Genomic DNA, 25,415 nt, shown 5'->3' with positions numbered 1-25,415 from the left:
GATCGACGCGGAGCGTTACGGCGGCGGCGGCGGCGCCAGCAGCGCGAGCGGGCTGGTCACCTCGCGCAGCGTCTTCCGCGCGACGCGGGTGTAGACGGCGGTGGTGTCGAGCTTCCTGTGGCCGAGCAGGACCTGGATCACCCGGATATCGGTCTTCCGCTCCAGCAGATGCGTGGCGAAGCTGTGCCGCAGCGTGTGCATGGACACCCGCTTGTCGAGCTTGGCCGCAACGGCTGCGGCATGACAGGCCCGATTGAGCTGGCGCGTCGTGATCGGCTGGCCCGGCTGCTGGCCGGGGAAGAGCCAGCCACGCGGGCGCTTCACCCGCCACCATTGCCGCAGGAGGTCGAGCAGGTCGGGCGCGAGCATGACATAGCGGTCCTTGCGGCCCTTGCCCTGCTCGACCCGGATCAGCATGCGCGCGCTGTCGACGTCGGCGACCTTGAGGTTGGCGATCTCCGACACGCGCAGGCCGCAGCCATAGGCGATACTCAGCGCGGCCCGGTCCTTCAGGCTCCGCGCATGGGCCAGCAGCAACGCCACCTCTTGCGTGTCCAGCACGACTGGCAACCGCTCCGGCGTCGGGATCCGCGCCATGCGGTCACCGAAGCCGGTCCGTCCCAGCGTGACATGGAAGAAGAAGCGCAGTGCGGTGCAGGCCAGGTTCATCCGCGCGTAGCTGGCACCGAGCGAGGCCAGGTGGAGCTGGTAGCGCCGCAGATCCTCAGGCTCGGCCCGGTCCGGCGGCAGGCCGAGGAAGGCGGTGAACTCACGGACCTGCCGCACATAATCGCGCTGCGTATGCTCGCCAAACCGGCGGATGGTCATGTCCTCGATCATCCGCTGACGCAGCGGACTGACGGTGACGGCATCGGTCATGGAGGCCTCCAGGGATCAGGGGAAACGACCCCGAAATCCTCGGATGCAGCGCCTCACAGGCGAAATCTCAGCAATGACCGCGCCGCAGCGCCCTGCCGCGAGAGCGGCTTAGTCCGTTGGCGCACGTCCACCGTTTCCTAACGGGGTCAAAAACACGACAACCTCAACGCCTTAAGGGGATGCAAAGCGCCAGCCTTGCTTGGAAAGCTGCGTACTTTCGCTCGGCAAATGAGAGCCGATCAACGGATTTCGGCGCCGTCGCCACGTCTTTATGGTCCCCACTGCACCGACAAATCGGCGTCTGACGCGGGGTTGTGGCCCGTGTCATATTCCAGCGCGCGTTTCCAGCGGGACTTCGGACGAACCTGATCTAACTTGGCTATTTAGAGGCGCGCTGAGGTCCCTTTCAGTCGGGGCGGCAAGCGCTTTCGCGTCCTGAATGCCTCCGCTCAGACTAGACACTGCATAAGGAGCAACAAGGCCGTGAAACACTATGTTCTCTTCCTTGAATTCTCGGTTAGCTACGAGGCCCGCCGGCCGGAGTTTCGGAACGACCATCTGAAGAAGGCTTGGGCCGCCGCTGCGCGCGGAGAGCTGGTGTTGGCAGGAGCGCTGACCGATCCCCTGGATACGGGTGTCATTCTCTTCAAGGGAAATAGCCCGGAGATTGTCGAGCGGTTCGTGAAGGACGATCCCTATATCAACAACGGCCTTGTTCGGGAGTGGCGCATCCGCGAGTGGGCCACCGTGGTGGGTGAGGATGCCTCCTCGAAGATGCGGCCGGACTGACGGACCAATAGGTCGTGCCGGGCGGCCCGCCGTCGTCCGGGCTACGACATATCGGGCAAGCGAAGCTCGCGATTGCGTTGCAGCACCTCATCGCACAGGAAGTCCGCCAGCGCCCGAATGCGCGCTGACGCGGCAAGGTCGGCGTGGGTGACCAGCCAGACCTCCGCACTGAACAATCGCTCCGGCGGGATCACGCGGACGAAGTCGTCCTTCACCGTCAGAAAATCGGGAATGACGGCGAGGCCGAGCCCGGCTCGCACGGCGGCGATTTGCGTCGCCAGACTGCTGGTGATCATGGCGATCCTGCAGCCGGGATGCTCGCGCGCCAACCACGTCGCGGCCGGCAGGTGGGCGTGGGCATCGTCCCAGGTGATGGCATGGCGGCCGCCGAGCGGATCGCCGTCCCGAGCCGGGTGACGCTCGACATACTCTCTGCTGCCATAGACCGAATAGGTCATATGGCCGACCCGCCTGATCTTCAGATTGCCTCGTACGGGCCTGACGACGCGAAGGGCGATATCAGCCTCTCGCCGCTCGAGCTCTGCCGTCGCCGTGCCGGTCAGGATTTCGAGGCGGATGCCCGGGTATCGCTCCCTGAAGGCGGGCATAGCGGGGATGACGAGGTCGACGGCCAGGTTCTCGGAGGTGGCCAACCGCACTGTTCCCACCGGGTTTCGGTCGAGCCCCGCGGCGCCGGTCTCCAGCGCCATGACGCTGTCTTCGACCAACTCGGCACGACGCAGAACCTCTTTCCCCTCATCAGTCAGGAAGTAGCCGGTCTGATGCCTTCGGAAGAGGCTGATGCCGATGCTCTTCTCTAGCTCGCCAATGCGACGGCCGACCGTCGACTGGCTGGCACCGAGGTTGGACGAAGCCAGCGTTAGGCTGCCTGTTCTCGCGACGGCGAGGAAATATCTGAGATCGTTCCAGTCCATGCGTTTTCCAAAAGCGGCGGACCATCTTCCATAATCGCCCGTTGTTTTCCAAGCAGGACGGAACGAGCTTTTGTGCAGTACGGCGCGGGTGCATCGCACTCGGCCCGCCGCGAACCTTCACAGCGAAGATGGGAGAACGTCATGCTGACACGGCGTAAACTCGGCCGACAGGGACTGGAGGTCTCGGCCCTCGGTTTGGGATGCATGGGGATGAGCCATGCCTATGGCCAACCGGACGATGCGGAGTCGATCGCAACCATTCATCGCGCGATCGAACTCGGCTGCACCTTTTTCGACACCGCGGAGGTCTACGGCCCATTCACCAACGAGGAGCTGCTCGGCCGAGCGCTCAAGGGGCGGAGGCAGCAGGTCCAGATCGCGACGAAGTTCGGATTCGTCATCGGCAAGGGTCTGTTCGCGGGAGCCGACAGCAGGCCAGAGCATATCCGCGAGGTTGTCGAAGCCTCGCTGAAGAGGCTCCAGACCGACCGGATCGATCTGCTCTATCAGCACCGTGTCGACCCGGCCACGCCGATCGAAGACGTCGCGGGAACCGTCAAGGACCTGATCGCAGAAGGGAAGGTCCTTCATTTCGGCCTGTCCGAGGCGGGCGCCGACACGATCCGCCGCGCCCATGCGGTGCAGCCGGTCTCGGCTCTGCAGAGCGAGTACTCGATCTGGGAACGCAATCTCGACGATGAGATCATGCCGGTTCTCGAAGAGCTCGGGATCGGCCTCGTTCCCTTCAGCCCACTCGGCCGAGGCTTTCTCACCGGTACGGCCAAGCGGGCCGAAGACTATCCTGCCGAGGATTTTCGCGCCAAGGGCGATCCGCGCCTGCAGGGCGAGAACTTCGACGCCAATATGAGGATTGCCCATCTGGTGCGCGAGATCGCCGCGCCTCATGGCGCCACCGCAGGCCAGGTGGCGCTGGCCTGGTTGCTTCAGAAGCGAAACGACATCGTTCCGATCCCCGGAACGAAGCGGCGAAGCTATCTCGAAGAAAACCTCCGCGCGGACAGCCTCAAGCTCTCCGCCGAGGATGTGGAGCGGCTCGACGGGGCGCTCTCCGCCTTCGCCGTATCCGGAGAGCGCTACGGCGCGGCCGCCCTCGCCATGGTTGACCGCTAGCGATCTGCCGGCCTCGGCGTCGGCATTGCACAGCAAGAAATTGCAATCCTGCAGGCAATGCTGCTGTTTATTCGACTTCCAAACTGCAGCATGCGTCAATGAGAGGCTTTGGGGGCCAAGCCAATGTTGTTCGACGGCAGGATCATTGCCGGCATCACCGTCTTCGTGGCGGTTGCCAACACCGGAAGCTATGCGCGTGCGGCGGACCAGGTGGGGCTGTCGCGCTCCGGGGTGGGGAAGTCGATTGCCCGGCTGGAAGACCGAACCGGCATGCGCCTGTTCGATCGGACCAGCCGGGCGCTCAAGCTGACCGATCAGGGACGGGGCTTCCTCGAAGAGGTCACGCCCCTGCTGGAGCGGCTTGGCGTTATTGCGGCACCGACCTCTCCGGCCGAGATCCGGGGCCGGCTCCGCGTCTCGACAGACGCCGCATTCGGACCGGCTCTGCTGATGCCGGCCTTGCCGGCTCTGCTCGCCGCTCATCCCCGCTTGCGGATCGACCTTCTGGTCCGGGACCGGATCGACAATCTCCTCGTCGAAGGCGTCGATGTGGCCATCCGCTTCGGTGAGCCCGAATCCCATGGGCTGGAGAAGCGGGCTGTCCTGCAGAGCCGCATCGTCACCTGTGCCTCCCCTGCCTATCTCGCCGAGCATGGCGTCCCCGAGACGCCCGGCGATGTGGCGGACGGCCACAACTGCGTGCGCCTTCTGGATGATGTCACGGGCAAGCCTTATCGCTGGCTTTTCCGGAACGATGCCGGCGAGAGCCGGCTGGTCGAGCCTGCCTGCGGGCTCGTCGTCAACGACGCGCCGCTTCTGGTGACGGCTGCGCTCAACCATGTCGGGATTGTCCGGATGCTGGACTTCCTGGTCGTCGACCATCTGCGCGCCGGGCGGCTGGTCGAGGTGCTGCCGGACTGGAACCATCATCTTTGGCCGGCCTTTCTCTATTCGCCAAGGACGGCCCGGCCGACGCCGGCGGTCCAGGCCTTCAAGCGCTTCATTTTCGAGCAGGATTTCGGGCGCCTCTCGGCCTGAGACGTCGATCGCGCGTCCTCGCTGACACGACGTTTAGGAGACGAACCTGGGCAATAGCTCAGGCATTATCGCCCGTATCCGCAGCGACCATGGAGACGGCAGCGATGGCTTTTCGCAGGGCAATGGTTCTTGCCGGCACACTGCTGCTTGCCGCGCCCGAGCACGGCGGAGCCCACGGCACCGGCAGCACGGCATCGCCGGTCGAGGAGAGAAACCGAAAGGTGATCGCAGCAGCCTTCGAGCGTTGGGCCGGCGGGGACGGCGACGTCTTCAGCCTGCTGACGGACGATGCACGTTGGGAGATCATCGGCTCCGACCCAGAGATCGCGCGGACCTATCAAAGCCGGGAAGCGCTACTGGCCGGCGCGGCCCGCCCGCTCGCCGAGAGGCTGACGACGCCGCTGAAGCCCAGCGTCCGCAGGATCTGGGCCGATGGCGCGGATGTGCTGGTCCACTGGGACGGCAGCGCCGAGCTCGTCAACGGCTCGACTTACAAAAACAGCTATCTCTGGATCATGACCGTGAGGGACGACCGGGTGGTCGCGGTCACGGCCTTTCTCGACATTCCGAGCTTCAAGGCGGCGCTGGCGCTGCCCGTACCGGCGCGCTGAGCGCCGACCCGCAAGACCCTTTTCCATCGTCTGCAGAGGAGGCACCTCTTGTCCTGGATCGAAGCGGATTCCGGCGCCGCCCTGACGCTCAGCGTCAACGGCACGCGGCACAATCTAGAACTCGATGCGCGCGTGACGTTGCTCGACGCGCTGCGCGAGCATCTGCAACTCACGGGCACGAAGAAGGGCTGCGACCACGGCCAGTGCGGCGCCTGCACCGTTCTGGTGAATGGCCGGCGCATCAACAGCTGCCTGTCGCTCGCCGTCATGCACCAGGCCGACGAGATCACGACGATCGAGGGGCTGGGGACGCCCGAAAACCTCCATCCGCTTCAGGCGGCCTTCGTGGCGAAGGACGGCTTCCAGTGTGGCTATTGCACCTCGGGCCAGATCTGCTCCGCCATCGGGATGCTGGAAGAGTGGCGTGAAGGGTGGCCGAGCCATCTTGGGGATCGTGCCGAGGTTGCATCCGCGATCGGCGCCGCCGAGATCCGCGAGCGGATGAGTGGCAATCTCTGCCGCTGTGCCGCCTACCCGCGCATCGTCGAAGCGATCGAGCATTACGCCACACATGAAGGAGCGGACACGTGATCGCCTTCGATTATATCCGTCCCTCCGACGAGACGGCGGCACTTCACGCTGCGACCGAGCGGCCAGGAGCGCGCTTTATCGCCGGCGGCACCAACCTGCTGGATCTGATGAAACTCGGCATCGAGCGGCCGCGGCACCTCGTCGATATCGGGGGTCTGGATCTGCGAGAGGTGACGGAGACACCCGAGGGCGGGCTGCGGATCGGCGCGCTGGTCACGAATGCCGTGCTCGCGGCACATCCGCTGGTGCGGCAGCGTTATCCGGTTCTCTCCCAGGCGATCCTGGCGGGTGCATCGGGGCAGTTGCGCAACAAGGCGACGACCGGGGGCAACCTGCTCCAGCGGACGCGGTGCTACTTCTTCTACGACCCGGCCTCCCCCTGCAACAAACGCGAGCCCGGTGCGGGATGCAGCGCGATCGGCGGTTTCAACCGCATCATGGCGATTCTGGGCACCTCGTCGCATTGCATCGCCTCCCATCCCTCCGACATGGCGGTCGCCATGAGGGTCCTCGATGCCAGCCTCGAGACGAGGTTGCCGGATGGCCAAACGAGCTCGCACACGCTTGAAGCACTCTACCGGCTGCCGGGCGAGACACCGCATATCGACCATCGTCTTGCGCCGGACGAATTGATCACCGCGGTGGTGCTGCCGCCTCCCACTCCCGGTCGGCAAAGCTACCGCAAGGTGAGAGACCGCGCGTCCTATGCCTTTGCGCTCGTTTCGGTGGCTGCCGTCGTCTCCGTGCAGGAAGGACGGATCACCGAGGCCGCGCTCGCCTTCGGCGGCGTCGGCACCATGCCGTGGCGCAATCGCGATGCCGAGGCGCTGCTGATCGGTCGGGCGCCATCAGTCGCGGTGTTTGAACGTTGCGCGGATGCCGTGCTCGCCGAAGCGACCGGCCATGGCGGCAACGACTTCAAGATTCCCTTGCTGCGACAAACGCTGGTTTCCTGCCTTACCAAGCTGACCGGAGGCGAGTCATGACGGATGCGAGCGTGAAGATGGACTCGCCCTTCGAGAAGAGCCTGCTCGACCGGGCTGCCGCACCCACGATCGGCAGGGAGATCGCGAGGATCGACGGGCCTCGGAAGGTGTCGGGGGCTGCACGCTATGCTGCCGAGCATTTCCCGGACGAAGTCGTGCATGGTGTGCTGCTGCGTGCGCCGGTCGGGTGCGCACGCATCACCGCGGTCGATGCGACCGCGGCGCTTGCTATGCCGGGGGTTCTCGCGGTGATCCGCGACGAGCGGATGATCCGCAATGCCGGCGATTTCGGTGGCGACGCCGCGCCCGTGCAGGGCGTCGACGAGGTGGCCTATTTCGGCCAGCCGATCGGCCTCGTCGTGGCCGACAGTCTGGAACGAGCGCGTGCCGCGTCGCTATGCGTGCGCATCTCGTTCGAATCCAGGCCTGGCGTCTTCGACATGATGGCAGCCCGCGACAGCGCCATGCCTCCGACGGACGACATCTTCGGCCTGTTCCTGATCCATACCGAGCAGGGCGATGTGGAGCGGGCGGCCGGCGAAGCCGAGGACTTGATCGACACGGTCTGGGAGACGCCGAGCCAGAACCATGCGGCGATGGAGCCCCACGCCTCCGTCGCGATCTGGAAGGAGGGGCGGCTGACGCTCCACGGCTCCTATCAGTCACCGGTCGTCACGCGCGATCAGCTTGCGACGGTGATGGGGCTTGCGCCCTCGCAGGTCAGGGTGCTGTCGCCTTTCGTCGGCGGCGGCTTCGGCGGCAAGCTCGGGGTCATGCCGGAAGCGGTGGCGGCGGCCATCGCCGCGCAGCAGCTCGGCCGCCCGGTCAAGGTCGTGATGACCCGCCAGCAGGTCTTCGAGACCACCGGGCGACGCCCGATGACCCATCAGCGCGTCCGCCTCGGCGCGAAGCGCGACGGGCGGCTTACCCTCGTGCAGCATGAGACCATCACCGACCAGCTTGAAGGCGAGGTCTTCTTCGAGCCGGCGGGCCTCGCCACGCATCTGCTTTATGCGGGCGAGAACCGGGTGGTCGATCACAAGGTCGTCCGTACCAACAAGCAGCTCGCCGTGTCGATGCGGGCACCGGGCGAGGCTGTCGGACTGCTGACGCTCGAATGTGCGATGGACGAACTTGCCGAGAAGCTGGGGCTCGACCCCATCGAGCTGCGGCTGCGCAACGAGCCCGAGAGCCATCCCGAGATGGATGTGCCGTTTTCGAGCCGTGCGCTCGTCGACTGTTTTAGCCAGGGTGCGGCGCGGTTCGGTTGGAACAGGCGCAACACCCGCCCCGGCCACATGCGCGACGGGGATTGGCTCGTCGGCCACGGCGTCGCGGCAGCGGCACGCGGCAATCTGTTCGGCCCGAGCCGCGTTCGCGCGACGATCCAGGGCGACGGTCGGGTCGTGGTCGAAACCGAGATGACCGATATCGGCACCGGCACCTACACCATCCTCGCGCAGATCGCGGCGGACCTGCTGGGCGTGCCGCTGGAGCAGGTCGAGGTTCGTCTGGGGGACACCGACGATCCTCGCAGTGCCGGATCGGGCGGCAGCTGGGGCGCGACGACCAGCGGCTCTGCCCTTTATGCGGCTTGCGCCGAGCTGCGCGCCCACCTCGCGGCAGCCGCCGGCGCGTCTGTGGATGCCGTCACACTCGCCGATGGCATCCTCACGGCTCCCGGCATCAGCTGCCCAATCACGGAACTCGTCGGCAATGGGCTTTCGGTCGAAGGAGCGACCGAGCCCGGCGAGAGCAACCAGCGCTTCAACCAGACATCGTATGGCGCGCATTTCTGTGAGGTGCGAGTGCACGCGATTACGGGCGAGGTGCGTGTTTCGCGCTGGACGAGCGTCTTCGCAGCAGGTCGCATCCTCAATCTCCAAACCGCGATATCGCAGGCGATCGGCGGCGTGGTGTTCGGCATCGGGGGCGCGCTGACCGAGGAACTGGTCCACGATCCGCGAACCGGGAAGATCGTCAATCGCGATCTCGGCGAGTATCACGTGCCGGCCCATGCCGACATCCCGCCCATCGACATCCAGTTCCTGGAAGAACGCGACCTGGTGGCCAATCCGCTGCACGCCAAAGGGGTCGGGGAGCTCGGGGTGTGTGGGGCCGGCGCTGCAGTCGCCAACGCCGTCTACAACGCCACCGGCGTGCGGGTGCGGCAGTTTCCGATCACGCTGGACAAGCTCCTGTCCGGTCTTCCGCCAATCGCCGAGTGACGAGCGGAATGAGCATCGCCACCCTGTCGGATGCGGGTCGCATGTGACAGGGTGGGTCACCACGGAGGCGACATGACCAAGCCCGATATGACGACGACGGCTCCGCCCAAGGCGCGCAAAATCGGCATCGTGCTGTTCAAGCAGTTCGAGACACTCGACGTCTTCGGCCCTGTGCAGATGCTCGGCCGCCTTCCGGACTACCAACTCGTGGCACTCTCGGAGAGCGGAGCAAGCGTCACGTCATCCCAGGGCTTGTCGGCCGGCGTCCATCACAGCTTCGCTACGGCACCAAAACTCGATGGCTTGCTCGTGCCGGGCGGGCAAGGTACGCGCCGAGAGATCGACAACCCGGCCATGCTCGATTTCTTGCGCCTGCAATCAGAGGGTGCCGCCTGGATCGCATCTGTCTGCACGGGCGCCGCTTTACTCGCGAAAGCAGGAATCCTGGACGGCAAGCGAGCGACCACCAATAAGATTGCCTTCGATTGGGTCGCGAAGCAGTCGTCCGAGGTTGACTGGCTGCGCCGGGCGCGCTGGGTGGTCGACGGCAGGTTTTGGACCTCATCGGGCGTTTCGGCAGGCACCGACATGGCGCTCGCGTTAGTGGCGCATCTCTATGACCGACCTACGGCCCAAGAGACAGCCCGGCGGGCGGAGTACGTCTGGAGAGATGACCCTGACGATGACCCCTTCGGCATAGCTTCGGAAAAAGGCTCGTAAGTCGAGCAGTGCGAGCTCCGTTGAACGAGCGACCGATTCATCGACAGCTTGGCAATGAACGATAGAACCATGCCTATTGTATTGTTCGAGTCGATCCTCGCCATCATGTTTGGGGCGGTGATCCTCGCGGCGTGGTCACGACGAGCCGGCATCCCTTATCCGGTTGTTCTCGCCATCGGCGGTACGGCTTTGGCCCTGGTTCCCAATGCGCCTCGCATCGCGTTAGACCCGGAGTTGGTCCTTGCCTTGTTCGTCGCGCCAATCCTGCTTGACGCGGCCTTCGACAGCTCGCCGCGGGACCTGCGCCGAAGTTGGCTGCCAGTCTCCAGCCTAGTCTTCATCGCCATCGGCCTCACGACGGCTGCCGTCGCCATTGCGGCGCGATGGTTCGTGCCTGATATGTCCTGGGCTGCGGCGATTGCGCTTGGGGCGATCGTCGCGCCGCCCGATGCAGTCGCGGCCACGGCAATCCTGCGCAGGGTGCGGCCACCCCACCGCGTCGTCGTCATCCTGGAAGGCGAGAGCCTGCTAAACGATGCGACCGCGCTGTTGATCTACCGCCTGGCGGTCGGGGCGGTCGCGGCCGGCAGCTTCAGCCTGACGAGTGCACTGCCGGCCTTCGCGCTGGTCACTTTCGGCAGCATCGTTCTCGGCGCGCTCCTGGGCTGGGCCACCGTCCGCCAGCTAGCGCTGTTCAAGGACCCGCCCAGCGCCATCATCGTGCAGTTCATCACGACCTTCGGTGTCTGGATCCTGGCGGAAAGGCTGCATCTGTCGGGGATCATCACCGTCGTCGTCTATGGCATCACGCTTGCGCGCACGGCCCCGGCCGTGACCAGCGCGCGGCTGCGCATACCCTCCTATGCCGTCTGGGAAACCACCGTCTTCGTGCTCCAGGTGCTCGCCTTCGTTCTGGTCGGGTTGCAGTTGCGGCCGATCCTGGAAGGGTTGGATGCTGCGCAGCAGGTCAATTACCCCTGGATCGCGCTGGCCGTCCTCGCGACGGTCATTCTCGTGCGGCTGACCTGGATCGCGACCTATAGGGGCCTCGCTTCCGTGTTCTCCGGCCGGCCTTCCGGCCCCGGCGCGAAAGCCGCCTCGCTTGAGAACGCCAAGGGCAGCGTCGTCGTCGGCTGGTGCGGCATGCGTGGCATCGTGACCCTCGCGGCCGCCTTCGCTCTTCCCGCCGGTTTCCCCTATCGCGACCTGATCCTGCTCTGTGCCTTCACGGTCGTGGTCGGCACCTTGCTGATCCAGGGGCTGACGCTGGCGCCGCTGCTGCGTCATCTCGCGATCAGCGACGATAACCCTGTCGATCGCGAGTTCGCCTTCGCGCGAAGGGCGGCGCTGGAGGCCGCGATCGGCTCGCTGGAAGGGGCGGGGGCCTCGGCTGCGGCGGCGATCCGGCAGGAATATCGCGATATGCTGGAGCAGACCGGGCGTGCTGCGCAGCTCGACACGGACCATAACGCCCTACGGCGGACAGCGCTCGCGGTCGCGCGAAAGACCGCACTCGACCTGCGAGGCAGCGGGAACATCGGCGACGACGCCTTCCATCGGCTCGAGGAGGAGCTCGATTGGCTGGAACTCGGCGCCGCCCCGCGGGAGGGCAGCGCGTGAGGCCGCTCGATGTCGCGATCGTTGGAGCCGGAGCGGCCGGCGTCGCGGCCGGCCGGTACCTCGCCGCGTCCGGGCTCGACGTGCTTTTGATCGAAGCGACGGACAGGATCGGCGGGCGGGCGCAGACAGCTTTCCACGACGGCCTGCATTTCGACCTCGGCTGCGGCTGGCTCCATTCGGCGGATCGCAACGGCTGGGCCGCGCTTGCACCGCAGCTCGGCTTCCATATCGACCGCACGGCGCCGCCATGGGGCGTCCAGTTCCGCGATCTCGGTTTCCCTGCTGGCGATCAGCAGGCGGCCCGCACGGCCTTCGCCCGCTTCGAGCAACGCCTGCGCGAGGCGCCTTCCGCAAGCGACCGCGCCTCCGACCTGCTCGACCCCGGGGATCGCTGGACGCCTTATCTGGAAGCGCTCAGCACCTATATCAACGGCACGGAGCTGGAGCAGCTCTCGATCCGCGACTATCTCGCCTATGCCGATGCCGAGACCGGGGTGAACTGGCGCGTGAGCGAGGGCTATGGCAGCCTTGTTGCCGCAGCGGCGAAGGACGTGCCGGTCGCGTTGAATACGGCGATCACCGGCATCGACGCATCGGGGCACGGTTTGCGGCTGACCAGCGCGGGCGGCGGGATCGAGGCAAAGCGCGTCATTGTCACGGTCCCGACCGATGTGCTGGCCTCGGGCGCGATCCGCCTGCCGCCGCGTACCGCGGACCATATCCACGCGGCCGCCGCGCTGCCGCTAGGGCTGGCGGACAAGATCATCTTCAAGCTGTCCGATTGCGACGGCTTCGAGCCTGATACGCAGGTGCTGGGCAATCCTGCCTCGAAACGAACGGCGACCTATCATCTGCGGCCTTTCGGCCGGCCCCTGATCGAGTGCTTCGTCGGCGGCGAGGCCGCGCGCGAGTTGGAAGCCGACGGAGACGCCTTCACCGAATTTGCGAAGGACGAACTGGCCCGGCTGTTCGGCTCCGGGATCACGCGCCGGTTGGAGCCGATCGCGCAATCGCGTTGGGGCCGAGCCTCTTTTGTCCGAGGATCCTACAGCCATGCGCTGCCGGGCCATGCGGAGGCGCGGGCGGTGCTTACCCGGGCTGTCGACGGCCGGCTCTTTTTCGCTGGCGAGGCCTGCTCGATACAGGATTTCTCGACCGCGCATGGTGCTCTTCAAACTGGCCTTGCCGCGGCAAAGGCTGTCCTCAATTCGCTGGAAGAGTAATTATTAGCACATCTCGTTATTCGCAGTATAACGCAATTGTATTATTAGACAGGGGACGGATTTGGCCGGGAGCCGTCAGGAACACCCCTGCCTTAGCAATGTCCACTTCCTGCGAGGCTCGAACGTCCGCAATTGGCGCATTGCGCCCGGAGCGGCTCTAGTGGAAGAGAGGGATTGCTGTTCCGCTGTTCTTCGCTGAACTCTTCTTCTAGGCGTTTAGTTGGCGCCGAGATAGGCGCAGAACATATCGGCGAGGCCGTCAGCATACACCTGAATCTCGGCGTCGGTCCTCGGTAATTCCGAAAATTCCTTGCCGACCGCGCTCATGGTTGTGATGATCAGATTTCCAGCCAGTGCGCGCTCGCTGGCTGAGGCAACCGGCAATGCCTCCTCCATGAACCTCTTGAACAGGCGCGCGCCTGCGGCACGAGCCTCCTTCGCCTCGGGTGCGTCGCGGTAAAGTGGGGCTGCATCATCGAGCGCTCCTCGCACAGCGGCCTCTTCGCACTCGGAACGGATAAAGGCGTGAACCAGGTCGCGAAGCCTGGTGAGCGGAGGCTTCGCAGCATCGCCGAGAATGTTGGTGAGCATCTCGTGCGTCTGCCGCCACTCGTCGCTCTGCAGTCGGAAGAGGATCGCCGCCTTATTGGGGAAGTATTGATAAAGGGAGCCGACGCTGACGCCCGCCTTCTCCGCTACGCGGGCGGTTGTGAAGCGCTGCGCGCCCTCCTGCGCCAGAACGTGAACAGCAGCCTCCAGAATCGCTGAAACAAGCTCCGTCGAGCGGGCTTGCTTCGGCGCTTTTCGTGAGGAAATTCGGGATGTTGGCCGCTCGGCCATGACGCGCTCCGGCAATGCGAATAGAAAACGCGACGAATTATTCGTATTTTCGGCTCCGAGACAAGCAGCAACCCTTTTTCCCTCGGAGCCTTCCATGACGACCCTGACAGATGCGCCGCTGGCGCCTCTTCTCGACCATCTGTTCGCGCAGGCGGATGTAGCTCCGAGCTCGGCATTCGCCGGCTTCTCCCGCGATGAGCGCGAGCGCCTGATGCGCAGCAAGACCGAGTATCTCGATCTCTATGGTCGCCTGAAGGATCTCTGGCTTTCGGTCTCGCGGGAGACCGGCATGCTGCTCTACATGCTCGCCCGGAGCAGCCGGGCCCGGACGATCATCGAATTCGGCACGTCCTTCGGCATCTCGACCCTGCATCTCGCCGCCGCCCTGCGCGACAATGGCGGGGGACGCCTGATCACCACCGAGTTCGAGCCTTCCAAGGTGGCTCAGGCGCGCAAGCATCTTGAAGCCGGCGGCCTCGCCGACCTCGTCGAGATCCGGGAAGGCGATGCGTTGAAGACGCTCGCCGCCAATCTGCCCGAACAGGTCGACCTGCTGCTGCTCGACGGCGCCAAGTCGCTCTATCCCGAGATCCTCGATCTGATCGAAGGCAACCTTCGCCCCGGTTCGCTCATCGTCGCGGACAATGCCGATCACAGCCCGAACTACCTGCAGCGCATGCGAGCGTCAGGCAGAGGCTACCTGTCCGCCCCTTTCGCCGAGGACGTCGAATTGTCGATGCGCATCGGCTAAGCCGCAAGGAAACGACCATGAATGTTTTCGTAACGGGAGCGACCGGCTGGGTCGGCTCCGCCGTCGTCGCCGATCTTCTCGGGGCCGGACACCGCGTGACCGCGCTCGCGCGATCGATCGAGAAAGCGTCGGCGCTCTCTGCCAATGGCGTGGAGATCGTGCCGGGCACGCTCGACGACCTGGATGTTCTCCAGAGCGCGGCGTCACGAGCCGATGCGGTGGTCCATACCGCTTTCAACCATGACTTCCTGAAGGATTTTTCCCTGTTCCCCGTGAATGCCGCCCAGGACGAACGGGCCATCGAGGCGCTGGGACAGGCATTGCTCGGTTCTGATCGCCCGCTCCTGGTAAGTTCCGGTCTCTCGGGACTGCAGCAGGGTGCGACGGAGGCCGATCGCCCGACATCCGGCTCCCCGCGACGATCCGAGACCGCCGCTAGAGCACTTGCCGAGCGCGGCGCAAGAGCGGCGACGATCCGGCTGGCCCCGTCGGTTCATGGTCTCGGCGACTACGGCTTCGTCGCGATGCTCGCTCGTCTGGCGCGCGAAACCGGCGTCTCAGCCTATATCGGCGATAGCTCGAATTGCTGGTCGGGCGTGCATCGGTCCGATGCGGCCAGGGTCTATCGGCTCGCGCTCGAAAGGGGCGCGACCGAGCCCGTCTACCATGCCGTTGCCGACGAGGCCGTGCCGTTCCGGGATATTGCCGCGGCGATCGGTCGTCAGCTCGGGCTCCCGGTCGAAGCCCGGCAACGCGAGCATTTTGGCGGATTTGCCATGATGGTGGCGGCATCGATGGCCGCATCGAGTGAAGTCACCCGCTCACGGCTCGGCTGGGAGCCGTCCGGCCCCAGCCTCATCGCCGAGCTCGACCGTGCGGACTACTACGCCGCCTGAGCCCGGGAAGCGAAATCGACTTCCAAGCAGAGATCAAGAAAATGACCGACACGGATCGGCCCGATCTGGCCTATCGCCGCGTGCTTGCCCTGACGGGCCCACTGTTCCTCTCCTACCTGACCGTCGCGATGTCGCTGCCGGCCGTGCCCGTGCATGTCGTGCAGGGGCTGGGCTTCGACAATACCTATGGCGGCCTAGCGGTCGGCATCGCTTTCCTCTCGACGATCCTGACCCGTGGCCGGGCAGGCGCCTGGGCCGACCGGCTCGGCGGCAAGCAGTGCATGCAGCGCGGCCTGGTCATCTATGCTGCGGCGGGGGTGATCTGCCTGGCAGCCAGCTGGACAGGCTTCTCAACGACGGCAAGCTATGCCGTGCTGATCGCCGGGCGCCTGCTGCTCGGTGTCGGCGAAAGCGTTGCGATGGTCGGTATGATCGGCTGGGCCATCGGCGTGATGGGCCAGGCCCGTTCCGGCCTGGTGATCTCCCTCGTCGGAATGGGCATGTATGGCGCCTTCGCGGCCGGTGGGCCGCTCGGCCTAGCCTTGCTCGACCGTTTCGGCTTCGGCGGGCTGATGCTCGTCTGCTCGCTCCTGCCAATCGCTGGGTTGCTCGCCATTCATCGGCTACCGGCTGTGGGGCCGCACGTTGGGCAGCGGCAGTCGTTCTGGACGATCATCGGCCAGATCTGGCGCCCCGGCCTGGCGGTCGGACTGCAGGGTGTGGGCTTTGCGGCGCTGGGGGCCTTCTTCTCGCTCTATGTGTTGAGCAAGGGATGGGCGCATGCGAGCCTCGGCCTGACCTTCTTCGGCACCGGCTTCGTCGCCATGCGTCTGCTCTGCGGCCATCTCCCGGACCGGATCGGCGGACGGCCCGTCGCGATCGCGTCGCTTTGCGTGGAGGCCTGCGGCCAGTATCTCATCTGGCTCGCGCCCGGCCCTTACGCCGCGCTCGCGGGTGCCCTGCTGACGGGGATCGGCTGCTCGATGGTGTTCCCGGCCATGGGCTCGGAGGTGGTCAAGCGCGTTCAGCCTCATATGCGCGGAACCGCGGTCGGTGGGTTTGCAGCCTTCCAGGACCTCGCCTATGGCGCGACCGGGCCGCTTGCCGGTGCGCTCGCCGACCGAACGGGCTATGCGTCGATCTTCCTGATCGGTGGCTTGGCTGCGACGATGGGGCTGCTGCTGGTCTTGTCTGACCGACAGGCGCCAAAAGGATTAGAAGCACAGCTCGGCAAATAACGCGAGTTGGCTCGGCGAGGCACACGAGTTTGAGTCGGTCTCCGGACAAGCACCGATCGTCCGCTGATGGCGCGCAAGAGACCAAAAGAGCTGAGCGAGGTTAGCTTCAATGGCATTCTGGTTATCTAAGGCAGCGGCCGGCAATCGGCTTCCGCCTTAGGTTCTAGCAGTGCCATCGCGTAGCCAGCGGTGGACCTTCATCTCGGGGCCCGTGTCGCGGAGTTTGTTGGCCGCATGATCCTGCGAGCTCGTTTCGGGCACGACGGCTGTGCTGGCTATGACGGATTCGGTCATGGTGAGACCACGGATCCTGGGCGATCCTTGGGCGGCCCGTTTTCTGCGTGGCACGAGAGAAGGGCTCGTCCTAAGCGACTGGCCACTTCCTCTTCGCCTGCTGCTCGAGGCTTGCCGTCAGGAGGCCCGACATCTTTGCGACGGCTTCGGCGAGAGCGTCTACGCTGCCCGAAACCTGTGCCGAGGCGCTTTCCGTCCGGGTCGTCATGCTCTCGATCAGGCCGAAGGTCGTGGGCGTCGCCGCCAGCCGCGCGGCATCGGCCTCTCGGCTCTTGCGCCAGGCGATCTCCTGCTCGGTCTCGCCGGTCAGGAAAGCGTTGTACGCCTCGAAGGCCGCGATCACGGACTGCCAGTGGTGCTCGACGTCGAGGTCCAGACACAAGTGGTGGGCCTGGCCGAGCGTCAGGTAGATGGCCTCGTGGCAGCCCCCGTCCATCTGGGAGTACGGCAGCGGACCGTCCTCCTTTCTGGTGAGGATCGGCGCGAGCTTCGCAAGGGCGTCTCGGGCGTCCCTGAACGAAAGCCAGACGCTGCGCATGGGAATGTCGACGCGGCGGGCGAAGTGGTCGTAGCGGATGCGGAGCGCATTCCTTGTATCGACGAGGAAGGGCGTGGGATTGTGGATCCCTCTGGCGCGCCTGTCCTGGGCCTCGATCGTGTCGAACTCTGCTTCGTCAGACCATCTTGATTGGGCGGGGACGAAGCGGGCCGGAACGACGGCCGTGCCTGCGGACTTGGCGGGCTCGGAGGTCACGAGGCCGCCGTCGGCGTAGACGAGGCGGCCGTCGCGGATGGCATTCTTCAGGTCGACCATCTTGCGCCGCATGGCCTTGCCCGCCGGCGTGCGGGAGAGCATCAGAAGGATCATCATCTGGTCGGGATTGAGCCAGCATGCCTTCATCGGGATCTCGGCTCCGTTCCCGCCTATGGAGAACACGTCAACTACTAGTTTAAGTGTTCCATATCCTTCTAATTCAACGATATTTTCGTTGATCGTCTTGCCGATCATGTTCTCGACGCGACCGACGCTCCTTGCGTAGGAACGGTCGAAGAAATGGACGACGCCGTCGATCATCGTCGCGATCATGCCTAGGTGCTCGAAGGTCTGGTGACCCTTGATGACGATCTTCGTCGGCTCCTTGGGAGCGCGCTTCTTGCGCACCGGCTTGACGGTCGGTAGACGCTCGGTCTTGGGCTTGCGGGCCATGGTCATCCTCGGATCGCCCGTAGGCGCGAATCAGTGTGTCAAGCGCATTCTGCCTGCCGCGGCGGCCTCGGGCGAATCCTGTCGGGATCGTCCAGATGGCCCCTCGCGGCAGCCTTTTGGGCCTGAAAGGCCGGGAATGGCCCGGCTCCGAGGAGGTTTCGCCTCCGACCTGCCGGGGCATTCCCCTAAACTCTCGACAAACCTGCCACCGCCCTGTCAGGGTGGTGCGGCTCGGAACGAGACGCGCGGGATTGAGGTCCTTGGACCGTCTCGGGAGCCCTTGATCGGCGGCCGCGAAGCGCCCCGATCCGCCGTCTGCAGGACCCCTCGGAGAGCACGGGGAAGTAAGCGGGAGCGCAACTTCCGACGAAGTTGACGCGGTGGAGAAGCCAGTGCTGCAACTTTGTATGTCGTGCCCTCCTTTCCCCTCCTCTGACAGGCTATGAGCGTTGTAGCTCTCTGACTCCTAGCCTGTAATGTAAGTCCTTGAAAAAGCGCGTTGTAGAGCGATGGGCTTGCCCTTTTCAGGACGCACTGGAGGGTTTTTTTCTTAGGCTCGTGGTAGAGCCCCGGACAGCGTGAAACCGCAGTTCGTAGGCCTTTAACGGCCTGTAGTCGGCATACAGCCTGTCGTGGTAGGCAGGCTTTGATCCCCTGTATGCCGGAATCCTGTCATTTTCGACAGAGGTCCCCTTTGTAGGTCCGCTCCGATATTGTTTGCGGCCTACAAGCGCCTCCGAAGGCTGCACAGACTCAGGAGAGGCGATTTTATCCAAAAACGACAATTTTCTTTGTCGCCGGTCTACGGGCCCGTATAGGGCTGCTATACTCCGTGACGAGAATCAAAATCGGAGGCTTCCATGATCGCCGAATTCAAGCTCGTGAAGGATGCGCGCGATCGCCGGCGTGCTGCTTGCTTGGTCGCGCTCGAGCAGAAGTTCGGGAAGATCAAGCCCGACGTCTTCGACTATGCGGCCTCTGTCATGGGCGATCAGGCCGACAGGCGCAAGGCGCGTGAGACGGGCTTGGTCCCGAAGGGCCCCGAGGTGGATGTGATCGCCGACCAGGTGGCGGATGCGATCTGGGAGGTCTTCCTCCTTGTCGGCCGGACCGACGTCTTCCAGAGGCAGGTCGAGGAGACCTTGCGCAAGCGGGTCGCCCACTGGGGGGCGGGCGACGGCAAGGACGACGCCGGGGCCGAGTTGGACGATGAGGACGGCGAGGCCGAGGCCGCGAAGCCGAAGTCCGCGATCTCGGGCGCGGTGCTGGAGCGTCAGATCACCTCGTCGGCGAAGCTGATGGGAGCGATCATGAACCAGCAGTGCGCCTACATCGGGTTCAACCGGTTCCTGGAGCGTCTGCATCTGGCCTATGCCGAGCAGACGGAGCCGAGCCTGACGGCTCCGCTTCCCCTGAAGGTGACGGGGAAGCAGCGCGCCATGATCTTGGCGGCGGTCAAGTACGATCTGGCGCAGCAGGATTTCTGACGCCGTGTCCGCCAACGAGCTCTCGAAGGAAGGCCTGCGCCGTCGGGTGCTGAGGGCGAAGCTCGGCCTGCCGCCTCTTGCGGGGGCGAAGCCCGTGTCGGAGCAGGTCATCGCGATGTCCAGGCTCGAGCCCCATGAGGTGATCGAGTCCCTCGGGTTCGTCGACCCGACGGGGAAGGAGCCGCCGATCCCCCGGATGCTCCCCGTCGACATCGCGCTCGGCCGCCTCGGCATGCCCATCATCCGGGCCCGTCCCGACGGCACGGCCGAGCGTTTGACGAAGGACTTCCCCAAGGCCTGGGCTGCGCGCATCAAGTCCGACCGGGCGATCGCGACCTACGTCGCGAAGACGTACGCCGAGGTCCCGAAGGGCTGGTATCCCGATGCGGAGCGCCTGCAGATGTCGGATGCCGAGGCGGCCGGCGACGAGCTCTCGGCCCTCGGTCCGGCGGGGCGTGCGGCGGTCGCGACGGTCGCGCCCTACTTCCGGTTCGACCTCGTGCCGCGCGAGCTGCGCATCGCCGGTTATCAGATGTGGCAGCGCCGGCGCCTCGCCGGGATTGCGCCATTCGCGTGCGAGGGCTTGGTCCACGGCTTCTGGGACGACGTGATGTCGGGCTACGACGTCGCGGCGCTGTGCTGGCGCGGTCTCGATGCGACAATGCTCGCCGTGCGCCTGGCCGCCGCCCGGGACCTCTGCCTCGCGGCGGCCGCGGCCGGTGCCTCCGGCGCCGAGCCCTGGTCGGTCCAGTCCGGCCTCTATGGCGGGATCAACCTCCGGCTGGTGGACGTAGTGTCCCGGGATGATCCGGGGGAGCCCGATCCAGACAAGCGCGCCCTGGGGCCGGGGTTCGCCGAGCTCTACCGGCGCCTGAAGGCCGGTCCTGGGGCGGTCTGGTCGGATCGTCCCGTGAGGGAGCGGCCAGAGCGGACCATCGGCGTCACGTTCGGCATGAGGGTCCTGGAGAACCGGGATCGCGCCGATCCTGGGGATCTCGTCGTCGAGCAGGGCTTCGACTGGGTCCCCGCATTCGCCTCGGCTTGAGCGGCCGAGGGGCGCAGCATGGCGCCCGGGATGGATCGTCCCCTTGGACGGCCTCCCTCACGTTGACGCCTCCCTGGTGCCGGTCCCTCGTGGCCGGCATCTTCGTTTATGGGAGGCTGGCATCTTGGGCCGGCCCTCTTGGACGGCGCCCTCTGGCGAGCCCTCTGTCTTCCGAGCTTTGCGAGGTGGGCGAGCCGGGGACGGAGCTCCTCCGTTTCGTCTGACGCGAACAGTCGTCGCTGTCTTCTTGGGACGGTCTCCCGATGGGAAGGCGCGAGGGCAGGACGGCTTCCGGTCGGTCTGCCCAGTCCAACGCCATTCGCCGCCTAGCAGGCGATGCAGGCGATCCTCCTCCGGCCGGTGGTGGCAGAGGCCTACCCTGAGGCGGTCTCGGGGATCTGCGAGGCGATAACATTGGCGCGGTCGTGCACGCGCAAGGCCGAGGCTCTAAAAGTTGAGCTTGTCCATGGCCTCGACAACGTAGGCGATCCGCAGGAGGACGGCGCCGTAGCTGGCGGTGAGGATCATACGTCTGGCGGTTCCGGGATCGTCAGGGGCGGATGCCCGAGCAGCCACTAGATATCGGATGCCTCCGAGGTGAGGCGTCCGATATCCAGTGGCTGACCTGGTCTTGCTCAGGGTCACCGGCGTGGGCCGCCGGCCACCACGGAACCGCTTAGAGCCGATGAGCGACGGATGTGTAGCCTTCCTGGATCAGCCACTGGATCAACAGCTCGGGTGGCTGGGGCGGGTCCGTCAGGATGATCGCCCTGACGACCGCGCTGCCGGGCAGGACCACCTCGCAGGTGGGACCAGCAAAGGGATGATATTCCGGCAGCGCCGTCCCACCTGCGAACGGTATGCGGGTGCGCAGGCTAAGAAGACGCAGTGCGTCGCGGAGCGCGGCATTTTCGAACTGATGCCGGATTTCCCTGCCGTCCCGGTTGATCAGGAGGCATGCCCCAACATCATTGAGCCCCTTCCGCGCGTGGCAGAACCAGAAGCCGATCCGCATCGGGTGAAGAGCACGGGCGGCCTCCCTACAGACCGGGTCAATCAGCGCGCCGCTCGCCAGAAGGGCCCGCAGCTCAGAATGCTGAATCGGTAAGAGGCTAGCGCCTCGCTGATCCTTGATCCGCTCGGGCACATCGAAGCGAATGCGCCAGCCTTCCGGCGCCGAGGACTTTTGCACATCTGAGGCTGTGATAGTCAGACCAAGTGCACCGAGCGACGCGGATACCCCCTGAGCCTGGCAAAGCGCCCGCACGGCAAGTGAGTAGATGTCGAAGCAGAGCTGTTCGGCATTGGCGGCGGAAGTTGCTTTCCCGCTCCACTGGAAGAGCTGCGTGTTGTGATCTCCGTAGAGCGTGGCGCGGAAGCCGTGCAGCTTGAGCGCTTTCTCCGCATTCTTCTTGATAAGCGCGCGCCCATGCGTGGCAGACATCGTTGTCATCATCCGATCTTTCTATGGCTGAGGAGCCGGCAGGCGCCCTGCCCGCCGGCTGGTCGCTTTCAGGCCGCGTGCGGTGCGCGGTGCGCCGTGAACTGGCGCTGCGTCATCTGAATGCCGACGAGCATTGCGATCAGGCCTGCGTGCAGCGCGCGAGGCGACATCGTTTCGGAGAAGTCGAGGAGGTCTTCACCCTGCAGCGGCGCGAGAAGCTGGAAGCGCGCGATCGTGGCGTCGTGAAGCAGACCTTTCGCATCCGTGACCCGGGCGACCGGGGTTGCGATGGTGCGCCGGTACCAGCGGGCGATAGCCGGGAATTCCCGCTCGAAGGCCTTGCCGGTGATCGCGACGATCGCCTCGGCATCCTGACGGCTGCCAGTCACCGCGCAGTCGAAGTCGCGGTAGAGGTCGGCCGCCTGCATCTCGGGGAAGGTGATGGCGATCAGCGAGACGACCTTGTCCCTGGTTTCCTTGGACTGGTCGACCAGCGTCGCCGCGATCAGGTCTGCGCCGATGAGAAGCGTTGCCCCCTTCGTGGCCTCGCCGAATTCGTGACTCATCGGCCCACCGCGGCGCGCCTCCAGCGCTTCGGAGAGCGCCCCGAGCCGCTTCCAAGCCCGGCCGAGGTAGCGGCCGGCATTGGCCTTCGAGCCGAAGTTTCGCAGATAGAGGCGGCGCGCGATTGCGCCGGTAGGCGCGCGATCGATGAGATCGCTGAGCGCGTCGGCGACGCGGGGAGCGTCGTCGAAGCTGACGTGGCCGTAGCAGGTATTCACGGTATGCGAGAGCGTGATGTACATCGTGCAATCCTTATTCATCAGGGGTCTTCTGCAATTGCTTGCAAGAGCAATCTTCCCTTGAATTCTGAGGATCGCGCCGCGTAGCGGCGCGCAGGAAAATTAGGTAGTATTTTAACTACCTCCTCGCGCAAATCTGACTTCTCAGTGCTCCTTATCGGCATTACGCCATTGGCAAAGCTACGTTATTCGCCTGAAAAATATTGTCGTTCATCGGCTACATGCAGCTAAAGCTTATCCTAAGCGAAGAACACGGTCTTAAACTGTTGGCGGTAAAGCAGTTGGCTGATGAAGGACGTTGTCACCCCACCGCCGAAACGCAGCCAGGGCCGGCCTCGCATGGTACTGGCCGAGGCCTGCCCAGTGCGGCCGGCTCCGCGTGATCCAGAAGTCCACGCAACAATCCTAAAGTGGGCAGAGCGCGATTACCTCCAGCGCAAGGAGATCGAACTGCGCTTTACCAACCAGCACTACGAGATCATGCGCGAACAGCGGGCGCGCGCGAATCTCGGCGAGCTGGAGCCGTCAGTCGTGCAATACGAGCACATTCAGGCCTACAGGCGCATGGAGCTCTCGAAGCGCGGTCAGGCAGCTTTCGACCGGCTATGGCCATTGGCGCGCAGCCATTACTTCGTCCATCTCGTCTTGAACGTGAAATCGAGCCGCTGCCGCCTTCATCACGCCCAGAGGCTGCAAGGGGTGAGGCTTTACATGTGGCGGCGGCTTTCGAAGCTGGTGACCGGCTATGTCAGGTCCCTTCACGTCGACAAGCAGAAGTATCCGCACTGGGACTATGTCCTGGCCGTGCCTCGTGACCGGCAAGGTGAATTCGACTATGCGTTGAGGCAGCTCAATCGCGAGATCTACGGTGCCGGCGGACCGGAAGACGTTCGAATCTGGTCGAAGCCCATCCTCCCAATCCGACGCCACTTGGAGCGGACGATCGACTATTGCCTGCGGGTCCGGAGGTTCGACCCGGACCCGACGCATCCCTGGTTTGCAGAGAGCTTCAGATCCGACGCCTGCGGACTGCGGCTGGGCATAACGCGACGGCGGATCGTGCGTTGCCGCGAATACACGCCATCGGAGCCGTCGCTTGAAACGGTTCGGGCGCCCGGGAAACCCGGGCGCCCTCGCAAGTCGGATGGGAAGGCCTATCGTCAGCGAAGGCGCCGACATAGCGAACCTAGTCGTGACGCGGGTTCTTATGCGCCTGACTGAGGACGGCGCCAAAAAAGCTCATCGGCTGTAGCCCCATATCTTCCTCGGCCCGCTTGATCTGCCTGATGGCATCAAATCGCGCACGTCTCGCGACCGGTCCCCGGCATTCCAGCATAATGAAGAAGACATGCGCCTCGTTGAGCCAGTAGGTTTGGGCCCATCTGGCTTTCCCACGCCCCGTCGCCACGACCACATCGACGGAGCGCGGCACACCGAACGAGGCCATCTTGTCGGCGTGGCCGCCGATCCATCGGTGAAGGCGTTGCGGATCGCGGAAACCGATTTCGCGGGCGAGTTCCTTTGAGGTGACACAGAGTTCACCGCCCAGCGGACGAAAATCGAGGCGATCGAAAATCACCGGTCGATCAGGCTCCCGAACCATTAGTCACCTCCCTGCTCATTGGAGCAGTCTCTGCCGAGACCGTCGTCTCCGGAACGTCATGTCGGACACCCCGCATCGCTCAGCTCCCCTTCTTGAGCCAACGGCTCAAGAAGCCGGTGGAGACGCGCGCGGCGTGGGGAGCAGCCGACAGCTCGGCGATGTCCGCCAAGATCCGTTCGTGCAGCTGGTCATGGGTTTCGTTTCCGACATCGAAGTCCTCGGTGCACTGGGAGTGCCACCACGTCGCACGCACGGCGATGTCGTCCAACGTTTTGCCCGGCCGATTGGAGAGGATATCCTCCAGGATCAGCTCCCTAGCGCCGACGCCCTGGGACATCTCCCAGCCGCAGACCTGATACCGCGCCGCTCGGAGATCCTGCCAATCCTGATATTCCTGAAGCACGCCCCGCAGCTCGACCGGGATCGGATACGCAGCAGAAACCGCGTCGATGATGTGAGGCTTCAGGTCCGCGAAGCTGCCTGGATAGGTCTCGAGGCCGTGGTAGGTGATCAGGCGGATTTCCTCTTTTGTCCGAGGGTCGATGCGCTTGGTTACGCTCTTCCAGCGAGCCAGGGCCTGATCGATCAGCATCTCATGCTCGGTTTCCGCCTCGATGGCGGCCTTTGATCCGAACTGCTCGAGATAGTGCTCCTCCCAGTCGGTCTCGTGCGGGTCGAAATCATCACTCTGCTGGGGAGAGTCCGTCATCGCCGACCTCCCGACGAATTCGTGACAGAGCAATCCATCGAGACCGCATAGGCGATCCAGACGTGACAGTGACGCGCGGTGTTGCGCATGATGCGTTCTCCAGTCGGAAGGGCTGAGATCTCGGCCGAAGCCGTCGGACGTTCTTGCGCGGGTTAGCACCCATTAAGCGGCCTCAAGAGCCGCACGCTCACCGTAGGATCGACCCCGCCCCCGATCTCAACTGGGAACGTCGCTTCAAGCCGCGGCCCGGCCTGAACTGTCAGCATTGGGGGCGGCTGCCGGCCCCGAATCAACGCTACTTAAATGATGCCAATGCACAGGTTGCGCCGCAAGCGCGCTCAAACGGT

Annotated in this window: 24 protein-coding genes; 16 read left to right on the top strand and 8 right to left on the bottom strand. The window is 64.9% G+C overall.

All coding sequences use genetic code 11. The features are described from left to right. Positions 1 to 15: 15 nt before the first annotated feature. Positions 16 to 879, bottom strand: coding sequence for a tyrosine-type recombinase/integrase (locus tag OCUBac02_RS07750; protein ID WP_173044681.1), 864 nt, complete (start codon positions 877 to 879; stop codon positions 16 to 18). Between the two features lie 483 nt (positions 880 to 1,362). On the opposite strand from OCUBac02_RS07750, the gene OCUBac02_RS07745 reads away from it, so the two are divergent. Then, positions 1,363 to 1,668, top strand: coding sequence for a YciI-like protein (locus tag OCUBac02_RS07745; RefSeq protein ID WP_173044679.1), 306 nt, complete (start codon positions 1,363 to 1,365; stop codon positions 1,666 to 1,668). 41 nt (positions 1,669 to 1,709) lie between these two features. Here the strand turns inward: OCUBac02_RS07745 and OCUBac02_RS07740 are convergent, their stop codons facing one another. Next, entirely contained in the window at positions 1,710 to 2,603 is an 894-nt protein-coding gene (locus OCUBac02_RS07740) for a LysR family transcriptional regulator (protein ID WP_173044677.1), read from the bottom strand. A gap of 141 nt (positions 2,604 to 2,744) precedes the next feature. On the opposite strand from OCUBac02_RS07740, the gene OCUBac02_RS07735 reads away from it, so the two are divergent. The 9 genes from OCUBac02_RS07735 (at position 2,745) to OCUBac02_RS07695 (ending at position 12,751) form a co-directional block, all read left to right on the top strand. Next, positions 2,745 to 3,734: an aldo/keto reductase gene (locus tag OCUBac02_RS07735; RefSeq protein WP_173044675.1), complete on the top strand. Its 990-nt coding sequence runs from the start codon at positions 2,745 to 2,747 to the stop codon at positions 3,732 to 3,734. Between the two features lie 123 nt (positions 3,735 to 3,857). Next, the gene (locus OCUBac02_RS07730) at positions 3,858 to 4,772 is read left to right on the top strand and encodes a LysR family transcriptional regulator (RefSeq protein WP_173044673.1); all 915 of its coding nucleotides are present in this window, start codon (positions 3,858 to 3,860) and stop codon (positions 4,770 to 4,772) included. A gap of 104 nt (positions 4,773 to 4,876) precedes the next feature. Next, entirely contained in the window at positions 4,877 to 5,383 is a 507-nt protein-coding gene (locus OCUBac02_RS07725; RefSeq protein WP_173044671.1) for a nuclear transport factor 2 family protein, read from the top strand. Positions 5,384 to 5,431: 48 nt separating this feature from the next. Further along, entirely contained in the window at positions 5,432 to 5,974 is a 543-nt protein-coding gene (locus OCUBac02_RS07720) for a 2Fe-2S iron-sulfur cluster-binding protein (protein WP_465247764.1), read from the top strand. Continuing rightward, positions 5,971 to 6,960 carry an FAD binding domain-containing protein gene (locus OCUBac02_RS07715; protein ID WP_173044669.1) on the top strand — a complete coding sequence of 330 codons (990 nt, stop codon included), beginning with the start codon at positions 5,971 to 5,973 and terminating at the stop codon, positions 6,958 to 6,960. Before OCUBac02_RS07720 ends, OCUBac02_RS07715 begins: the two co-directional genes overlap by 4 nt. Then, positions 6,957 to 9,188, top strand: a complete 2,232-nt coding sequence (locus OCUBac02_RS07710) for a xanthine dehydrogenase family protein molybdopterin-binding subunit (RefSeq protein WP_173044667.1) — start codon at positions 6,957 to 6,959, stop codon at positions 9,186 to 9,188. The genes OCUBac02_RS07715 and OCUBac02_RS07710 overlap by 4 nt, the downstream gene beginning before the upstream one ends. 72 nt (positions 9,189 to 9,260) lie before the next feature. After that, positions 9,261 to 9,908, top strand: coding sequence for a DJ-1/PfpI family protein (locus tag OCUBac02_RS07705; protein WP_173044665.1), 648 nt, complete (start codon positions 9,261 to 9,263; stop codon positions 9,906 to 9,908). A 69-nt stretch (positions 9,909 to 9,977) separates the two neighbouring features. Beyond that, complete coding sequence (locus tag OCUBac02_RS07700; protein ID WP_244639126.1) at positions 9,978 to 11,528, top strand: cation:proton antiporter; 1,551 nt, start codon at positions 9,978 to 9,980, stop codon at positions 11,526 to 11,528. After that, positions 11,525 to 12,751, top strand: a complete 1,227-nt coding sequence (locus OCUBac02_RS07695; RefSeq protein ID WP_173044663.1) for a flavin monoamine oxidase family protein — start codon at positions 11,525 to 11,527, stop codon at positions 12,749 to 12,751. Before OCUBac02_RS07700 ends, OCUBac02_RS07695 begins: the two co-directional genes overlap by 4 nt. 216 nt (positions 12,752 to 12,967) lie before the next feature. Here OCUBac02_RS07695 and OCUBac02_RS07690 read toward each other — a convergent pair whose 3' ends face one another. Beyond that, a complete protein-coding gene (locus tag OCUBac02_RS07690) occupies positions 12,968 to 13,591 on the bottom strand; it encodes a TetR/AcrR family transcriptional regulator (protein WP_173044661.1) in 624 nt (207 codons plus the stop codon). 94 nt (positions 13,592 to 13,685) lie between these two features. Here OCUBac02_RS07690 and OCUBac02_RS07685 point away from each other — a divergent pair, with 94 nt between their 5' ends. The 3 genes from OCUBac02_RS07685 to OCUBac02_RS07675 are packed head-to-tail and all read left to right on the top strand — an operon-like array spanning position 13,686 to position 16,476. Beyond that, on the top strand, positions 13,686 to 14,342 hold the full coding sequence (locus tag OCUBac02_RS07685) for an O-methyltransferase (protein ID WP_173044659.1): 657 nt from the start codon (positions 13,686 to 13,688) through the stop codon (positions 14,340 to 14,342). Between the two features lie 17 nt (positions 14,343 to 14,359). Further along, a complete protein-coding gene (locus OCUBac02_RS07680; protein WP_173044657.1) occupies positions 14,360 to 15,238 on the top strand; it encodes an SDR family oxidoreductase in 879 nt (292 codons plus the stop codon). A gap of 41 nt (positions 15,239 to 15,279) precedes the next feature. After that, complete coding sequence (locus OCUBac02_RS07675; RefSeq protein WP_173044655.1) at positions 15,280 to 16,476, top strand: MFS transporter; 1,197 nt, start codon at positions 15,280 to 15,282, stop codon at positions 16,474 to 16,476. 364 nt (positions 16,477 to 16,840) lie between these two features. Here the strand turns inward: OCUBac02_RS07675 and OCUBac02_RS07670 are convergent, their stop codons facing one another. Further along, the gene (locus OCUBac02_RS07670; protein WP_173044653.1) at positions 16,841 to 17,857 is read right to left on the bottom strand and encodes a hypothetical protein; all 1,017 of its coding nucleotides are present in this window, start codon (positions 17,855 to 17,857) and stop codon (positions 16,841 to 16,843) included. A 980-nt stretch (positions 17,858 to 18,837) separates the two neighbouring features. Here OCUBac02_RS07670 and OCUBac02_RS07665 point away from each other — a divergent pair. Further along, a complete protein-coding gene (locus tag OCUBac02_RS07665; protein ID WP_173044651.1) occupies positions 18,838 to 19,464 on the top strand; it encodes a hypothetical protein in 627 nt (208 codons plus the stop codon). 4 nt (positions 19,465 to 19,468) lie between these two features. Then, entirely contained in the window at positions 19,469 to 20,509 is a 1,041-nt protein-coding gene (locus OCUBac02_RS07660) for a hypothetical protein (RefSeq protein ID WP_173044649.1), read from the top strand. A gap of 676 nt (positions 20,510 to 21,185) precedes the next feature. On the opposite strand, the gene OCUBac02_RS07655 is transcribed toward OCUBac02_RS07660, so the two are convergent. Together OCUBac02_RS07655 and OCUBac02_RS07650 are read right to left on the bottom strand one after the other, a co-directional pair. Beyond that, positions 21,186 to 21,965, bottom strand: coding sequence for a hypothetical protein (locus OCUBac02_RS07655; protein ID WP_173044647.1), 780 nt, complete (start codon positions 21,963 to 21,965; stop codon positions 21,186 to 21,188). A 56-nt stretch (positions 21,966 to 22,021) separates the two neighbouring features. Then, the gene (locus OCUBac02_RS07650; RefSeq protein ID WP_173044645.1) at positions 22,022 to 22,777 is read right to left on the bottom strand and encodes a hypothetical protein; all 756 of its coding nucleotides are present in this window, start codon (positions 22,775 to 22,777) and stop codon (positions 22,022 to 22,024) included. Between the two features lie 267 nt (positions 22,778 to 23,044). On the opposite strand from OCUBac02_RS07650, the gene OCUBac02_RS07645 reads away from it, so the two are divergent. Next, positions 23,045 to 23,977 (top strand): hypothetical protein, encoded by a 933-nt coding sequence (locus OCUBac02_RS07645; protein WP_173044643.1) that lies wholly within the window; start codon positions 23,045 to 23,047, stop codon positions 23,975 to 23,977. Here OCUBac02_RS07645 and OCUBac02_RS07640 read toward each other — a convergent pair. After that, positions 23,943 to 24,359: a hypothetical protein gene (locus tag OCUBac02_RS07640; RefSeq protein WP_173044641.1), complete on the bottom strand. Its 417-nt coding sequence runs from the start codon at positions 24,357 to 24,359 to the stop codon at positions 23,943 to 23,945. The genes OCUBac02_RS07645 and OCUBac02_RS07640 overlap by 35 nt on opposite strands. 79 nt (positions 24,360 to 24,438) lie before the next feature. Then, positions 24,439 to 25,068: a hypothetical protein gene (locus tag OCUBac02_RS07635; protein WP_173044639.1), complete on the bottom strand. Its 630-nt coding sequence runs from the start codon at positions 25,066 to 25,068 to the stop codon at positions 24,439 to 24,441. Positions 25,069 to 25,415: the final 347 nt, after the last annotated feature.

Origin of the sequence: Bosea sp. ANAM02, from assembly GCF_011764485.1 — a bacterium.
GTDB lineage: Bacteria > Pseudomonadota > Alphaproteobacteria > Rhizobiales > Beijerinckiaceae > Allobosea.
This window is presented reverse-complemented; position numbering and strand designations above follow the sequence as displayed.